Source organism: Flavobacterium glucosi (assembly GCF_048286535.1).
Classification (GTDB): domain Bacteria; phylum Bacteroidota; class Bacteroidia; order Flavobacteriales; family Flavobacteriaceae; genus Flavobacterium.
This window is the reverse complement of sequence record NZ_JBLVPK010000001.1, coordinates 420619-436327: the sequence shown is the minus strand read 5'-3', so window position 1 is coordinate 436327 and position 15709 is coordinate 420619. Positions and strand designations below refer to the sequence as shown.

12 protein-coding genes are annotated in these 15709 nt (G+C 33.9%); 3 read left to right on the top strand and 9 right to left on the bottom strand.

The genetic code is table 11. From position 1 onward, the window contains the following. Window positions 1-74: 74 nt before the first annotated feature. Complete coding sequence (locus tag ACNQGD_RS02105) at window positions 75-1223, top strand: 8-amino-7-oxononanoate synthase (protein ID WP_417998139.1); 1149 nt, start codon at window positions 75-77, stop codon at window positions 1221-1223. Here the strand turns inward: ACNQGD_RS02105 and ACNQGD_RS02100 are convergent. Further along, on the bottom strand, window positions 1216-2106 hold the full coding sequence (locus ACNQGD_RS02100) for a diacylglycerol/lipid kinase family protein (protein ID WP_417998138.1): 891 nt from the start codon (window positions 2104-2106) through the stop codon (window positions 1216-1218). The genes ACNQGD_RS02105 and ACNQGD_RS02100 overlap by 8 nt on opposite strands. Window positions 2107-2170: 64 nt before the next feature. On the opposite strand from ACNQGD_RS02100, the gene ACNQGD_RS02095 reads away from it, so the two are divergent. Next, entirely contained in the window at window positions 2171-3139 is a 969-nt protein-coding gene (locus ACNQGD_RS02095) for an App1 family protein (RefSeq protein ID WP_417998137.1), read from the top strand. A gap of 34 nt (window positions 3140-3173) precedes the next feature. On the opposite strand, the gene ACNQGD_RS02090 is transcribed toward ACNQGD_RS02095, so the two are convergent. Beyond that, a complete protein-coding gene (locus tag ACNQGD_RS02090) occupies window positions 3174-5081 on the bottom strand; it encodes an ABC transporter ATP-binding protein (protein WP_417998136.1) in 1908 nt (635 codons plus the stop codon). Between the two features lie 86 nt (window positions 5082-5167). Between ACNQGD_RS02090 and ACNQGD_RS02085 the strand changes: the two genes are divergently transcribed. Continuing rightward, window positions 5168-5551 carry a DUF983 domain-containing protein gene (locus ACNQGD_RS02085; RefSeq protein ID WP_417998135.1) on the top strand — a complete coding sequence of 128 codons (384 nt, stop codon included), beginning with the start codon at window positions 5168-5170 and terminating at the stop codon, window positions 5549-5551. Between the two features lie 2 nt (window positions 5552-5553). Here the strand turns inward: ACNQGD_RS02085 and ACNQGD_RS02080 are convergent, their stop codons facing one another. The 7 genes from ACNQGD_RS02080 to topA all read right to left on the bottom strand — a co-directional run bounded on the left by ACNQGD_RS02080 (window position 5554) and on the right by topA (window position 15295). Continuing rightward, window positions 5554-6606, bottom strand: coding sequence for an NAD(P)/FAD-dependent oxidoreductase (locus ACNQGD_RS02080; protein ID WP_417998134.1), 1053 nt, complete (start codon window positions 6604-6606; stop codon window positions 5554-5556). A 101-nt stretch (window positions 6607-6707) separates the two neighbouring features. After that, window positions 6708-7598, bottom strand: a complete 891-nt coding sequence (porN, locus tag ACNQGD_RS02075) for a type IX secretion system ring subunit PorN/GldN (RefSeq protein WP_417992678.1) — start codon at window positions 7596-7598, stop codon at window positions 6708-6710. 53 nt (window positions 7599-7651) lie between these two features. Then, on the bottom strand, window positions 7652-9199 hold the full coding sequence (gene porM / locus ACNQGD_RS02070; protein ID WP_417992517.1) for a type IX secretion system motor protein PorM/GldM: 1548 nt from the start codon (window positions 9197-9199) through the stop codon (window positions 7652-7654). Window positions 9200-9244: 45 nt separating this feature from the next. Further along, window positions 9245-9895 (bottom strand): type IX secretion system motor protein PorL/GldL, encoded by a 651-nt coding sequence (gene porL, locus ACNQGD_RS02065; protein ID WP_417997677.1) that lies wholly within the window; start codon window positions 9893-9895, stop codon window positions 9245-9247. A 52-nt stretch (window positions 9896-9947) separates the two neighbouring features. After that, entirely contained in the window at window positions 9948-11357 is a 1410-nt protein-coding gene (porK, locus tag ACNQGD_RS02060) for a T9SS ring complex lipoprotein PorK/GldK (protein ID WP_417998133.1), read from the bottom strand. Between the two features lie 269 nt (window positions 11358-11626). Next, window positions 11627-12778 (bottom strand): formimidoylglutamase, encoded by a 1152-nt coding sequence (locus tag ACNQGD_RS02055; protein WP_417998132.1) that lies wholly within the window; start codon window positions 12776-12778, stop codon window positions 11627-11629. Continuing rightward, entirely contained in the window at window positions 12779-15295 is a 2517-nt protein-coding gene (gene topA / locus ACNQGD_RS02050; protein ID WP_417992513.1) for a type I DNA topoisomerase, read from the bottom strand. Window positions 15296-15709 lie beyond the last annotated feature (414 nt).

The following is a 15709-nucleotide window of genomic DNA, read 5'->3' as shown; positions in this document are numbered from 1 at the left end:
AGTTAGTTAATTTTGAGACATTGAGAAATAATTTAACTTTATTAACTAATTTTGAAAAAAAATTTCTCTTCAAGTTGAATACACCTTATTCTTTTAAAATTTACAATACTACAACGCAACTTCCTTCAAACTGGGATGATTTCGCTGATTCAACCATTTTTTTATCTAAAAAATACCTAGAGATTTTAGAAAAATCATCTCCGGAAAATATGGTGTGCCATTTCATTGGATTATTCGAAAATGAAACTTTAGTTGGCATTGCACTATCTCAATTTTTAGATTTAAACCAACTGGAATCTTTTGGAGATCGGGATAAATGTATTAAAACTACTGTTCGGAATTTAGTTTTCAGAAATTTCGGCTCTCACGTTCTTGTAATTGGAAACAATATGTTGACCGGGCAAAATTCTTTTGCATTATCGGAATCTATTGATAAAAAGAAAGCGCTGCAAACCTTAAGATCAGCAACATCAGCATTAGAAAAAATATTTAAATCCAAAGGAAAAAAGATTCATATTACCACTTATAAAGATTTCCACAAAGAAGACATTACGAACTTTGCCATTCCTGAATTTAAGAATGACTATCAATTTTCGACACAACCTAATATGGTTTTTCACATCAATGAAAACTGGAAATCCGAACAAGATTACATCGACTCACTTTCAAAAAAATACAGAGACCAGTATAAAAGGGCCCGAAAAAAGGGAGCCGTTATTGAGAAAAGGAAAATGCATTTGGAGGACATCATAACTCTAGAAGATACCATTTATGACTTGTATCTTTATGTAGCCAAAAATGCACCTTTCAATACTTTTTTTCTGCCTAAAAATCATTTTAGGGTTTTTAAAGAAATCTTTAAAGACAAATTTCTTTTTTATGGCTATTTCATAGATGAAAAATTAATTGGATTTAATACTTTGATAAAAAATGGTTCCGTGATGGACACTTATTTTCTGGGGTATGATGAAAGCATTCAACGTGAAAAAATGCTATATTTAAACATGCTGTATGATATGATAGCGTATTCTATAAATAAAGGTTTCAAGGAAATTGTTTTCGCTAGAACGGCATTGGAAATCAAAAGTTCAGTTGGTGCAAAACCTATAAAAATGTATGGATTCATTGCGCACAGCAATCAAATAGTCAATTCGTACATGCCAAAAATATTTAGATATTTAGAACCCGAAACCAATTGGCAGGAACGAAACCCTTTTAAATAACGTCACTATTCAAATTTGGAATAGCAACTTTCATTTGTTTGGGTAAAATTTTAATATCCAGTTTTGTTTTGGTACCGCAATATTCGCCATCAATTTGAAAACTAACCGGAACATTAGTGGTTACCACAGCTTTATCCGTAGAAATTATCTCAACATCCTCTGAATCTATAGGCATATTCCCAGAAATGATTTTTCCAAGGACTATCAAATCCAAATTTTTCAAAATAACCAATTCAAACTTTCCATCATCCATAACACCGTTTGGGTTGATAGAAATTCCTGTGCCGTATTTTTTAGCATTTGCAATAACGATCATTCTAGCCGTACACTCAATTGTTTCAAAATCGCCTGTAATTGTTGCTGTAAAAGGATCATCTAGATCAATTAAAGTAGTGAATGTTTGTATTGCGTACCCCCATTTTCCTCGAACACTACTACTTTCATAGTTTTTAATCATTTCCGCATTTACACCAATGTCACTTAAATGAATGCTTTTTTTACCATTGATAGCGATCATATCTATTTCCATATAATCATTACAAAAAGCAATTTTTAAGTTTTCTTCGATTGTAGATGGCAAGTTTAGATCTACCGCTAGACCATTGGCAGAACCGGCCGGTAAAATCCCAATAATAACATCTTGGTCTTCCATCGCCTCAGCAACCATTTTTATTGTTCCATCACCACCGGCAACAATAATTCGTTCTGGATTATAGGTTTTATAGAGTGCTTTTATATTCTCGATATCTGAGGCACCGGAGGTATTATAGATCACAAGATTCAAATCCTCTATTCCAGCAAAATTTGTTGCTGCATCGATCAATTCTGATTTGTCAACATCTCCAGAGATAGGATTTACAACCAGCATAATATTATTTTTCAAACTTTTTCTTCTTTTATTGATTAAAAATAATTAAATTAATCGACACTCAAAAGTACTACAATAAATGAAACCAATTTTAAAATTATATCGCGGCTATGCTAATGAACAAGAATTGATTGTGATGGGGCATGTTTTTAAACCAACAACAATTCAGGAATATAATTTTCAAAAAAAGAATTTAAAAAATGCTACTTCGGTAATTAAAATGTTTCAAATAAAAACGCAAGCAAATGCCGATGTCTATTTAGAACACAACAATTCCAAAATCCATACCAAAACATTAATCGATGGTTATTTTAAATTCTGTGTTCCATTAGACCAAAACACTAATTATGGCTGGATTGATTATGAAGTAAGCATCGTTTACAAAAACGAATCCATAAAAACGCAAGACAGCTACATTAGACCTCACAAGGGAAATTTAGGAATCATATCTGATATTGACGACACTTTTTTAGTTTCTCATACGTTAAATCCTTTGAAAAAATTATATGTTTTGTTATTTAAAAACGTAAACAAAAGAAAAATCTATGAAGATGTTGTCACGCATTATCAGGCTTTAAGTATCGCCGGAAGGGAAAACAAAGGGGAGTTTAATGCTTTCTTCTATGTATCCAGCAGCGAATGGAACCTGTATCGCTTTATTACAAAATTTACCGAAATTCATAAGCTTCCAAAAGCAGTTTTATTATTAAAGGATATTAAAACAAGTCTTACTGATTTTTTCTTGACTGGCAGAGGCAATCACAATCATAAGTTTGACAAAATAAAACATATTTTAGAATTCTACCCAAACTTAGAATATGTGCTTCTTGGGGATGATTCGCAACACGATCCGTTCTTATATGAGGCCATTTGTAAAATTTTTCCAGTAACCGTAAAAGCGGTTTACATAAGACAAACTGGAACAAGCAAAAAAAAGAAAGTAACCACGGTTTTGAAAAATTTAGAAACCTTGAACGTTTCTGTTTGTTATTTTCAAAACAGCATTGAAGCCATTGCTCACTCAAAATTGATTGGAATTATTGTATAAAAAAGAGTTCCAAAAATCTGGAACTCTCTTACTTTTATAAATTATCAATTTCTTGTTGAACCGTTTCCCAATCCAACAGCAATTTGTCTAACTCTGCTTTTTTCTTGTTGTATGCTGTGAAAAATTTAGCATCCTCAATGTGCTTGTCATAATTAGAAGCGAGCATTTTGTCATCTTGTTGAATGTCTTTTTCTAATTGTTTGATTTGACTCTCTACTTTGCTTAATTTATTTTGCAAGGCTTTGCCTTTCTTTTGATCTTCGTAAGAAGCTTTGTTGCTTTCTTTAGGCGCTGCTGCTTTTTCGGCATCTTTTTTCTCCACTTCACGCATATTTTCCATATTGCGTTGCTCCAAGAAATAGTTGATATCCCCTAAATATTCTTTTATTTTTTGGTCTTTAAATTCATACACTAAATTTGACATTCCCTGCAAGAAATCCCTATCGTGAGAAACCAGCAATAAAGTTCCACCAAATTTTTGAAGTGCTGCTTTCAAAACATTCTTGGATTTGATGTCCAAGTGATTCGTAGGCTCATCCATCAATAAAACATTAATGGGTTGCAACAATAATTTACACAACGCCAAACGGTTTCTTTCGCCCCCTGAAAGGACTTTCACCTTTTTTTCTACATCATCGCCACGAAATAAGAAAGAACCTAGCATATCGCGTACTTTCATTCGGTTGGTATCTGCAGCCGCATCTTCCATGGTTTGCAACAAAGTAATTTCACCATCCAGATATTCGGCTTGATTTTGTGCAAAATAACCCAATTGCACATTATGGCCTAACTTGATATTTCCTTTATATTCGAATTCATCAACTATAGCTTTAATGAAAGTTGATTTTCCTTGACCGTTTTGTCCAACAAAAGCAATTTTACTTCCGCGCTCTACTAACAAATTAATGTCTTTCAAAATCGTTTTGTCTCCGTAGCTCTTAGTTACATTTTCGGCTTCAATTACGACTCTTCCCGGTTCTTTTGAAACAGGAAAAGTAATGTTCATCACCGAGTTGTCATCTTCATCCACTTCGATACGTTCTACTTTATCTAGCTTTTTAATTAATGACTGCGCCATCGAAGCTTTAGAAGCTTTAGCTCTAAATTTCTCGATTAATTTTTCGGTTTCTTCAATCTTTTTGGCTTGGTTTTTTTGTGTTGCCAATTGCTTTTCACGAATTTCATGACGCAATTCTAAATATTGAGAATACGGTTTATTAAAATCATACGCTTTACCAAGAGAGATTTCGATAGTTCTGTTCGTCACATTATCCAAAAACATTTTATCGTGCGAAACAATCACAACAACACCAGGATAATTACGAAGGAAACTTTCTAACCAAATGATACTTTCTATATCCAAGTGATTCGTAGGCTCATCCAGTAACAAAACATCATTAGCTTGTAATAATAATTTGGCTAATTCAATACGCATTCTCCATCCACCGGAAAAAGTTTCGGTTTGATTATCAAATACGTCTCTTTTAAAACCTAAACCAAGTAGAATTTTCTCTGTATCCCCAACATAGTTATAACCACCCAATAATTCAAAACGGTGCGTATAGTCAGATAAGTCTTCGATAATTTGACTGTATTCATCACTTTCATAATCGGTTCTGGTAACCAACAAGTGATTGATTTCTTCGAGCTTTTTCTCAACAATTTTAATCTCCGTAAAAGCTTCATAGGCTTCCTCAAGAACTGTTCTTCCTTGTTCAAAATCGATGTCCTGACGTAAGAATCCCATTCGAACATCTTTCTCCTGAGAAATAACACCTGAATCTGGTGCAAAATCTCTGGCCAACATTTTAAGCATGGTTGATTTTCCCGCTCCGTTCTTCCCAACTAGACCCACACGGTCTCCGGCACCCAATCGAAAGGTAACTTCTTCAAATAAATAAGTACCACCAAACGAAACGGATAAATTGTGTATATTAAGCATGTATTGTTATTTTATTCCTTTTCGAATTTGTAAATTTGTAACCCGAATTGTCGGGATTAAAAAAGGAAAAATTAAATTTTTTGCAAATGTTAAAAAAAGGATCCAAATTATATAGCATTTTAACAGGAACTTGTCCTAAATGTCAGAATGAGAGTATGTATTTCGATAAAAATCCGTTACACTTCAATAAAATCTTGAAAATGCACGAAAACTGCAGCCATTGTGGTTTAAAATATCAAATTGAACCTTCCTTCTTTTATGGTGCAATGTATGTTAGTTATGGATTGAATGTTGCCGTTGGGATTGCAGCGTTTATTATCGCTTTTGTATTATTTGGCGCCAGCCTTAAAGTAGCATTTATTTCTATAATTGTGTCACTTATTGTGTTATTTCCATTTGTTTTGCGTTGGTCCAGAAACATATACATCAACATGTTTGTTTCGTATGATCCAAAAACGAAACAAAAATAACACTATTGTTGCCCTTTAGGCAGAAATCTGCTAATGTCAATTTCCTTACTTAAAGGCACCTCATTTTCTATATTATCAAATAATACTTTTGCCATTGCCGGTCCAAGCATAACACCTCTGGTTCCCAGACCATTCAGGATGTGAATCGATTCATATTTTTGGTGCGTACCCACTAATGGTCTTCTGTCCTTAACCGTTGGTCGAACGCCAGCAAAATGCTCGACAATTTCAAAATCACAAGTGATAATTTCTTTTATTCTATCTACTAACTCTGTTTTTCCTTCCTCAGTAGGCAAATCTGTTTTATCTTTCCAATTATACGTTGCTCCAACTTTGAATAAATCATTCCCAAGTGGCAAAATAAACACACTCGTATTTACAATTACATCTAGATCTAACTCAGGCGCTTTAATAATAAAAAGCTCCCCTTTTGTTCCGTCCAAAGGCAAATAATTGAAATAGGGATTGGCATGCATCCCAAAACCTTCTGCAAAAATGATATGTTTAGCGTGAATATTTTTATATTGAATACTATCCGATTCAATTTTTAGAGCATCATAATCAAATGCTACTTCTTGAAATAGATTATATTTTTTCAAGTATTCCCTATATTTATTCAAGAGCAAAGCGGTGTCCACATAACCCGTTTGTAAAACTTCGCCATACCCGTAAGGAGAATCGATTCCGATATACTTTTTAGAAATCAATTGTGTCGATAAAAAAGGAGCCAGTGCTATTTTATCCGAAGCAGCAAACCAATTATTCTGCTCTTCAATGGAAAAGAATTTCCTTAAAATAGGGCTTTTGAAATCAACTTTGCAATTTAGTTTTTTTTCTAAAAAAGTATAAAATTCGTTCATCAAGACCAATTGCTCTTGTGCCTGCCACACCTCGCTAAAACGTTTTAAAATAACCGGATTATACAAACCTCCTGCAATTTTGGATGAATTTTGAGAATTATTATCGAATACAAAAATAGATTTGTCATTACGCAAAGCAACCTCTGCAAATGAAATACCTGCTAAACCAGAACCAACAATTAAATAATCAATCATGTGAAATAATACCTTTTAAATAAGTGCAAAGTAAACATATTAAAAACAAAAAACTCTTACCGTTACAGTAAGAGTTTCTATATTGTATTTTAAAATCGGTATTAATAATTCCACATGTCGGATTCGAAATTACGGATTTTTTCTTTTACTCTTTCCGACTCTAATAATTGATTTTGAGCATTATCTTTCATGTATTCTTCAATACTTCTATCTCCGTATACATTTTCTTCTTTGTAAATAACACTATTAAAACGCCTCGAGTTCAATATTTGATCAAATGAAACTGGCATCGCTGAATTTTTATCATTGAAAGCTTTTGCTTCATGTAAAACATCTCTTGCAGCTGGGAAAAATACCCAGAACAATTCGATATAATCTTTTTCATCACTGTTCATGGTATAAACATCTGGTGTCACAGGACAAATTCCCAATAAACGATACTTCAATTCACTCTGACGTTTGTCAAAATACCAGTACCCTTTAATTTTATATTGGGTTACATCTTGAGCTGCTAAATCTTGTCTTAAAATATACTCATCGGATATCTGATTTCCTGCATTAATTTGTTCTCTACCTGCATCAGTAGTGTCAATACGAGTCAAAGAAGTTTGAATATCTTGCATCGATTTTTTGGTATTAAAATAACTATCGGTATACACCTCAGTAATTTTACCATTTTTCAAAGCTTTCGTAAGCACATCATATAGCGATCTTCTGTCGGATCCAATATTTGCAGTATCAATAGGAAAATACAAAGCGAAATTAATTTTTTCACTTAAGTCAATAATTTCCCATGTCGTCTTACCCATCAAAACATCTCTATCATGCACATAGCCATAAGCTAATGGTTTATCATTATCTGAAATGAGTTGTGCTGCAGTTTTGAGCCCTATTTGGTCAGGAGTTTTTGCATTAAGCAAATTAGACTGTCCAAAAGAGGCGAAACTTCCCGTAATAGAGACAATAGCGATTAAAAAATTTCTTACATTCATCATGGTATCATAATAAGATATTGAAGTAGGTCAAATATAAACGTACTTATTATTTATTGTATTTCAAAAATTACTGGAGCAGTTCTTGGCAATAAATAGCTACCTGCACCTACAAGTTTTGTTTTTATTTCAGAGATAGTAACTTGATCACCTCTAACTGCTTTTGAAAGAACAGCATTACACTGTGCATTCAATTTATTTCCTGTAACAACTACAGTAGGTTGACCTGTAACTTTTAAATTAAATCCAATTACGTTTAATCCAACTTCAAAGTCAAAATCAACTAATTTAGCTCCAATTGTAGCAATTTGTAAATTTGATTTAGGTCCTTTTACCACACCCATTTCTCCTCTAATCGTTCCTGTAGGACCAGGAATACCTTTTATTCTAAAGGTTTTCTTATCCGAAACTTTAGAACCGTCAGGAAGTGCACCTGTTACGTTAATAACTACTTCAGATCCTGAACCTGGACTCATATTGTATTTACCACCACCCGCAGAACTTAATCCTGGAGCACTCGCTGAAACTTTATCTGCAGTAACTCCTGCAAAAGAAATTGTCATTGGGTTTACAACACCTCTATACACTACATTCATTTTATCAGCAGAAATTGTAGCCGATTTTGGTCTAGCCACAACAACGTATTTATCTTTAATAGGTAAACTAACTACTTTCCCGTTTTCATCAAAATTAAATGAACCGCCAATAGCATGTTCTCCGATATTACCTGCTCCGAAAGAGAATTTAGCTTGACCTGCCTGCGCTTGTACACTAGATCCATTTACAATAACAGATTTAGCTTTCAAAGATGGATCAAATTTTCCTAAAATAATTTTTCCCGTTACCGCTTCTCCTTGAAAGAAAACAGATTTATCAAGAACTACAATCGGTTGGTAAGCAGTAAGTGATGCTGCTGCAACTAAATCCGACTGAAACATTCCTGTCATCACATCGCTTTCTGTTGTTTTAATATCCGCTTGTAATTGCGATAATTTAGTAATTGTAGCAATTAGTGGATATCCTTTATAATTGTAATCGATCCAATCTAATTTGGCACCAGCTTTTTCAGAATAAACCGGCTTGGTAGCGAATCTGGCTTCGATTTTTTTCATTTCAGAATCAGCAATTGAACTTCCGCCAATGGCTTTTATTTGAGTTGAAAAATTATTAATTTTACCTAAAAACTCTTTACCTTCTTTAGAAACTCTATCTCCAGTAAAGAACATTCTGTCAATCAAATCTCCTTTATCCATTTGCTCGTATGGCAAATTTCCTTCAGCATCTCTTTTAAATTTCGCAGTAACCGTTGTTTTGATATTTTCTATATAGTCGTTAAACTCTTTAGACAAAGCTCTAATTTTTTCAACTTTAACTTTTTTATCTCCAAATTGCCCTGGTTGATCCACTGCTTTTTGAGCTAACTGTAGAAATGAACTTTCATTTCTTGTATCAGTTATAGAGTTCGACTCTACTATTTTATTATTTAAAATCCCAAAAGCTGACAACACCTCTTTGGACATATTTAAAGCTAACATTGCGATAAAAACCAAGTACATTAGGTTAATCATCTTCTGTCTAGGGGTTAGTTTTCCTCCTGCCATATTTTCTACTAATTAGTTTGTTGTTGTTTTCTAGTTTGAAACTAATTACCCTTTATTACCCATTGCAGAAAGCATACCGCCATAAACATTGTTCAATGAAGCAATATTTGCAGTCATAGATTGCATTTGTTCTTTTAATTTTCCAGCATTTTCAGCAATTTCTTTATTTGCTTCAGCATTTCTTGAAGCACTTTCTAATTGTACTTTGTATAAGCTGTTTAAAGATTCCATCTGTGCCGCAGCCATCGATAATTCTTCACTGTATTTTTTAGTTGCAGAAATAGAATCTACAGTTGGAGCAATTCCTTTTGCTGCTGATTCAAAGTTTTTAATACTGTTTCCTAAGCTTGCCATTAATTCTCCGTCAATTTTAGCGTCTTTCAACATTGCGTCTAATTTCTGAGATAACAATCCTTGAGCATCAGCCGGAGCTTCTACTTTTAATTTTCTTTCTCCAGCAGGCTTACCATTAGCAAGTTCTGGATAAACCAATGTCCAATCTAATTCATCATCAACTGGTTCAAAAGCAGAAAGAGCAAAAATTAAAGCTTCTACGACTAAACCTATTGTTAACATTAAATTTCCGGTTATGATTCCAAATTCAATGTGAGTTATTTTAAATAATGCGCCAATAATTACAACCGCAGCTCCCATACCGTATGCGAAATTCATTTGTTTTTTGCTTAGTAGTGCCATAATAGTTTGTTTTTTAATTTAATAGATATAGACTTGGTTTTTTTTATTTTGTTTATTTCTTTGTCCCGTTTCCAGTGGATTGAACTCCCATATAATCTTGAACAGTCCTAAAACCAATGTAACTTCTAGCAGAATCAGCATATTCATGATCACGAGTACTTACTTGAAGGAAATAAGCAACATCTTTCCATGAACCGCCTCGTACTACTTTTCTTTGATTATTATAATCCTGAACATTTGGGTTCATTGAAGAAACGTATTCATAAGCATTTGGGTCGTAAGACGAATCCGTCCATTCAGATACGTTTCCTGCCATATTGTAAAGATTATAACCATTTGGCTCATACGATTTTGCTTCTACAGTATATAACGCTTCATCAGCTGCATAATCACCTCTATTCGGTTTAAAGTTAGCAAGAAAACAACCTCTGTCATTTTTAGTGTAAGGACCACCCCAAGGATAAGTAGCTGATTCTAAACCACCTCTTGCTGAATACTCCCATTCTGCTTCTGTTGGCAATCTGAAAGAGTTTATTAAATCGTGCCCTTTCTTTTTGGATTTTATGTAGGTGTTTTTATTTAAAGTTCTCCAAGCACAAAAAGCTTTGGCCTGAGTCCATTTAACTCCTACAACTGGATAATCTCCATACGCTTTATGCCAAAAATAATCATTGTGCATAGGCTCATTATAAGAATAAGCATAATCCTTAATCCAAACTGTTGTATCAGGATAAACTTTTACTTCTTCTGTTCTGATGAAATTTTTTCTATTTCCTACTTTAGCTTTCGCAGCTGCCTGAATATCCATCCAAGAGTAACGGAATTTTAATTTATTGACATCTATCGTTCGCAATCCATTGTAGGAAGCCTCTATTGGCAAATACATGGAATCCATCACTTCAGCATAATACGCATCCGGATACAACTTAGTATCTTTGATTAATTTCACTTTTTTGTTCAATTTTCTGCCTGCGTAAGGATCGTCAGCTGTACCTACACTATAATAATTATCATACATGTATTTATCATAAGCGGTCATCTTTTCAGGATCTGAATCATTAAAAGCAAAATCAGCGATACTTCCTGTATTCTTCCCTTTGCCTTGAGCGTCTCCTGCACCAGCGGTTTGTCCACTTTCATCTGCAAGAATAGCCAATCGAACTCTCATCGTAGAATCTTTAACCCATTCTACAAATTGTCGGTATTCACTATTGGTAATTTCTGTTTCATCCATATAAAAGGAACGAACAGTAACTGTTTTAGTCGGAGCATCTTCCACATTAGCTAAATCAGCGTCTGATTTACCCATAATAAAAGCACCACCAGGAATTAAAGCCATTCCATAAGGCTTTTCAGGATGCCACTTACCTCCATTAATACCAACTAATTCTCCTTTATCGCTTGATTTACCACAGCCGATTAAAAGGGCCAAAATTGACGTATATGCAATGAACTTCTTCATATAAATTTTGTTATCTATTCATTATTTTTAAGTGTGTAAACCTATTTATTATTTATTAATAAAACAATATTTTTGCTGTGAAATTAATTCGATATCAAAAATAATGTTAAATAAAATACAAAAAAAATATTTTATCGATAAAATACCAAAATAACCGACAAAACACATAGATATCGGTTTTTTCATGCGTTTTTAAAATTTCAAACTTATAAAATCCATTAATTTACAAACAATTTTCAACGATTGAATTGTGAATCTTACGCAATTAATTACACAATATTCTTACGTTGTGCTTTCCACCATCTTTCAGGCAATTCTTGGTTGCAAGCCAATAAATATTCGTCATACGAACATGGTAATAACGTATTTCTTTTTAGTTTATTATTAACATTTGAAATAAAAGGAATTTCTATCCACCAGCGATCCGTTTTATCACTTTTATAAAAAATCAATTCCTCCTCTTCTAGTGGAACTATATATTTTAAATAATTTTCCTTGCTTCCAAAAGGATACTCATTCGAACGATAATGAAACCCTTCTATGAAATACCAAATTATCTGTGCTATGATAACAGATTCTTGTGCCGAACTATTGTGGTTAAATATCCCAAAAGAAGATACTTTATCACTTATTCCTGCATATCGCGACAATGAACAAATCTCTTTTCCATTAAAACCATTCGGTGTAAATGAAATAAAATTCCCAGAATCAGATGATTTAACCGAATTTAAATCAATACTGACCAAATCAGCATCTCTAAAAACAGGCTCTGAAATAGAGATATTATTCGAAACTTCTCCCAGTCTATAGGCGTCGAAAAACAGTTTTTCGATCAAATCTATTTCTTCCTGTGAATTAAAATACGTCTGATACCCAATATTACAATAGTTGAAAAGATTATTCGGTTCGTCTACAATTATTTTTGTCAGATAAGAAGAAGCTGAAACGGCCTCTTCATCCTTACCAAAATCAAATTTATTATCAATCGAAACCAAGTTGACCATTTGCTCCAAATCATCATAAGCTCTATAAAGCGCGTACGTTAAATCTTGGGAACCACCAATAACTACAGGAGTAATTTTTTTCTTGATCAAACTTGCAACAACTTTTTTTAATGCAAAATAAGTATCCTCAGTAGAATTCCCCGCAAGAATATCCCCTAAGTCAGCTATAGAAGCATCCCAGTTTCCGGGAAACAATCCATACAACTCTTTTCGTAGAGGAATCAAATCAACATCCGAAACCGCTTTTTTATCTCCTCGATTTTCTAAAACGCCTATTACAGCAATTTTAATCTTATTTAAATCCGGAAATTGTTTTTCTGTATGCAACACAATTTTACTTCCTAATTGCTGAGAAGTCAATCCGTTTATATAACTAAGGATTTCATTATCTACGGGTTTCAGAAAATCAAATTCCATTTATTTCTTTTTTGCTACTGGTTTCTTTACTACTGCTTTCTTTGCCGGTGCTTTTTTTGCTGCTACTTTTTTTACTGGTGTTTTCTTGGCAATCATTTCCTGAACTTCAGCCAATGTCAATTTTGTGGCATCTACATCTTTACTTAATTCAATTTTGATTTTACCTTTAGTAATAACAGAACGTCCCCAACGGGCTTTTTCAACTAAAATCCCTTCCTCTTCCCAATTATGCAAAACCTTATCAATATTTTTTTGCAATTTATCTTCAATTAAGGCTTCAATATCCGCTTGAGACAAATCATCAAAATTATATTTCTTGCTTACATTTATAAACAAGCCGTCCCATTTGATGAAAGGACCAAAACGACCCGTTCCTTTTTGAACTCCTTCGCCTTTATAAACGGCTATTGGCGCATCGGCAAGTGCTTTTTCATCAATTAATTCTTGAGCTCTTTCAAAATCTACGTCTAGCGGATTTTCGCCTTTTGGCAAAGAAACAAAAGCAGCACCGTGGCGAATATAAGGACCATAACGACCATTACTTACCTCAACTTCCTCTCCTTTATATTCTCCAAGATTTTTTGGCAGCAAAAATAAATTCAACGTTTCCTCTAAAGTAATATTTCCAATATTTTGATCTGTCATTAAACTGGCGAATTTTTTCTCTTCATCATCGGCAGCGCCAATTTGAGCCATTGGTCCAAATTTCCCTAAACGCACCGAAACTGGTTTCCCTGTTTTAGGATCGGTTCCCAGAATTCTTTCACCACTTTCTCTATCTGCATTCGCTTCAACATCTTTTACTATTGGGTGAAATGTATCGTAGAATTCTTGCATCATTTTTGTCCAAACAATATTTCCTTCTGCTATTTCATCAAAATCCTGTTCCACTTTTGCAGTGAAATTATAATCAAGAATATTTCCGAAATTCTTAACCAAGAAATCCGTAACAATCGTTCCAATATCCGTTGGAACTAATTTTCCTTTATCAGAACCCGTATTTTCTTTTAATAACTTCTCTCCAACTTTTCCGGATTGCAAAGTCAATTGCGTATAATTACGTTCCTGACCGTCTAGATTTCCTTTCTCCACATAATTTCTGTTGATAATTGTAGAAATTGTTGGCGCATAAGTAGAAGGACGACCAATCCCTAACTCTTCTAATTTTTTTACTAAAGAAGCTTCGGTATATCTTGCAGCAGCACGAGAATATCTTTCGGTTGCAGTAATATAATTGTTTTGTAATTTTTCGTTGACTTTCATCGCCGGCAACATTCCTTCTTGCTCTTCATCATCGTCATCATGACCTTCAAGATACACTTTCAAGAAACCTTCAAAAAGCAAAACTTCACCGGATGCCGTGAACATTTCACCGTGATTATTCGCTTCAATTTTCACGTTAGTACGTTCTAATTGTGCATCACTCATTTGCGAAGCCAACGTCCTTTTCCAAATCAAATCGTACAAACGCGCTTGATCTCTATCGATGTCTACCGTGTGACGCGACATATCCGTAGGACGAATTGCCTCGTGCGCTTCCTGTGCCCCTTTACTTTTATTGACAAAAGTTCGCGGTTTAGAAAACTCTTTTCCGTAGGATTTGATGATTTCAGCCTGAGCAGCTTCCATCGCATCTTTGGATAAATTCACACTATCCGTTCTCATATAGGTAATCAATCCGGCTTCATATAAACGTTGTGCGAGTTGCATCGTAATTCCAACAGGCAAATACAATTTACGAGCCGCTTCTTGTTGCAAAGTCGAAGTCGTAAACGGACCAGTTGGTGATTTTTTGGTAGGCTTCGTTTCTAAATCTGAAACTTTATAAGTAGAACCGATATTTTTATTCAAAAAATCTTCAGCTTCTTTTTTAGTATTGAAATTTTTAGGTAGTTTGGCTTTGAATGACTTTCCGGCTTCGTTAGTGAATTCTGCTACAATAGAATACGTTGCAACGGCTTTGAAATTCTGAATTTCTCTTTCACGTTCTACAATCAAACGAACAGAAACCGATTGTACACGACCGGCAGAAAGTCCACCTTTTATTTTTCTCCAAAGTACAGGCGACAATTCATAACCAACCAATCGATCCAAAACACGACGTGCTTGTTGTGCGTTGACTAAATTATAATCGATTTCACGTGGATTATCAATTGCTTTTAAAATTGCGGTTTTTGTAATTTCGTGAAAAACAATACGCTTGGTTTTGGTTTTGTCTAATTTTAATTCTTCGGCTAAATGCCAAGAAATAGCTTCTCCCTCTCGATCCTCATCACTTGCTAACCAAACCATTTCAGCTTTTTTGGCAAGTCCTTTTAGTTTAGTTACCAAAGCTTTTTTATCGGCAGAAACTTCATATTTGGGTTTGAAACCATTTTCCACATCTACACCAATTTCTTTGGAAGGTAAGTCCGCAATGTGCCCATAACTGGACTCTACTTGAAAATCGCTTCCTAGAAATTTTTCGATTGTTTTTGCCTTCGCAGGTGATTCCACTATAACTAAATTCTTTGCCATATCCCGATTGTTTATGTCGGCAAAAGTATATGATTTTTTTAAGTTTTGGGTTTTTTAAATTTTAAAAGTCAATTTTCTCGTTGAAATGCGAGTTTACATTGATTGCAAAAAGACTTGCAACAGCAGTAAATTGACACTCCAATTGTAAGTCTTAACAGATCGAAACCGTTCTTCAAGCACATATTTTACAAATTCATTTTTAATATTTCATCTGCCTTAACCTTTCTCAAGAATTTTATTTTGAATTAAAGAAACCTGTAAAAGTTAGCTATTATAATGATCTATAATACTAATGAAGATTCCCAACATTAATTGAGGAATAAAATATTACGGATAGGTTTTGAATGATAATCTTTTATATTTGTAGGAGATGAGGTTCGTTTTCGTTTACGAAGAATTGATTGTCTAGGATCG

What these genes read in the sequence shown, in the direction of transcription:
- ACNQGD_RS02095 (WP_417998137.1), top strand. Translation starts at nt 2,171, where the DNA reads ATGAAACCAATTTTAAAATTATATCGCGGCTATGCTAATGAACAAGAA.
- porN (WP_417992678.1), bottom strand. Translation starts at nt 7,598, where the DNA reads ATGAATGTAAGAAATTTTTTAATCGCTATTGTCTCTATTACGGGAAGT.
- ACNQGD_RS02085 (WP_417998135.1), top strand. Translation starts at nt 5,168, where the DNA reads ATGTTAAAAAAAGGATCCAAATTATATAGCATTTTAACAGGAACTTGT.
- porK (WP_417998133.1), bottom strand. Translation starts at nt 11,357, where the DNA reads ATGAAGAAGTTCATTGCATATACGTCAATTTTGGCCCTTTTAATCGGC.
- porM (WP_417992517.1), bottom strand. Translation starts at nt 9,199, where the DNA reads ATGGCAGGAGGAAAACTAACCCCTAGACAGAAGATGATTAACCTAATG.
- ACNQGD_RS02090 (WP_417998136.1), bottom strand. Translation starts at nt 5,081, where the DNA reads ATGCTTAATATACACAATTTATCCGTTTCGTTTGGTGGTACTTATTTA.
- ACNQGD_RS02080 (WP_417998134.1), bottom strand. Translation starts at nt 6,606, where the DNA reads ATGATTGATTATTTAATTGTTGGTTCTGGTTTAGCAGGTATTTCATTT.
- topA (WP_417992513.1), bottom strand. Translation starts at nt 15,295, where the DNA reads ATGGCAAAGAATTTAGTTATAGTGGAATCACCTGCGAAGGCAAAAACA.
- ACNQGD_RS02055 (WP_417998132.1), bottom strand. Translation starts at nt 12,778, where the DNA reads ATGGAATTTGATTTTCTGAAACCCGTAGATAATGAAATCCTTAGTTAT.
- porL (WP_417997677.1), bottom strand. Translation starts at nt 9,895, where the DNA reads ATGGCACTACTAAGCAAAAAACAAATGAATTTCGCATACGGTATGGGA.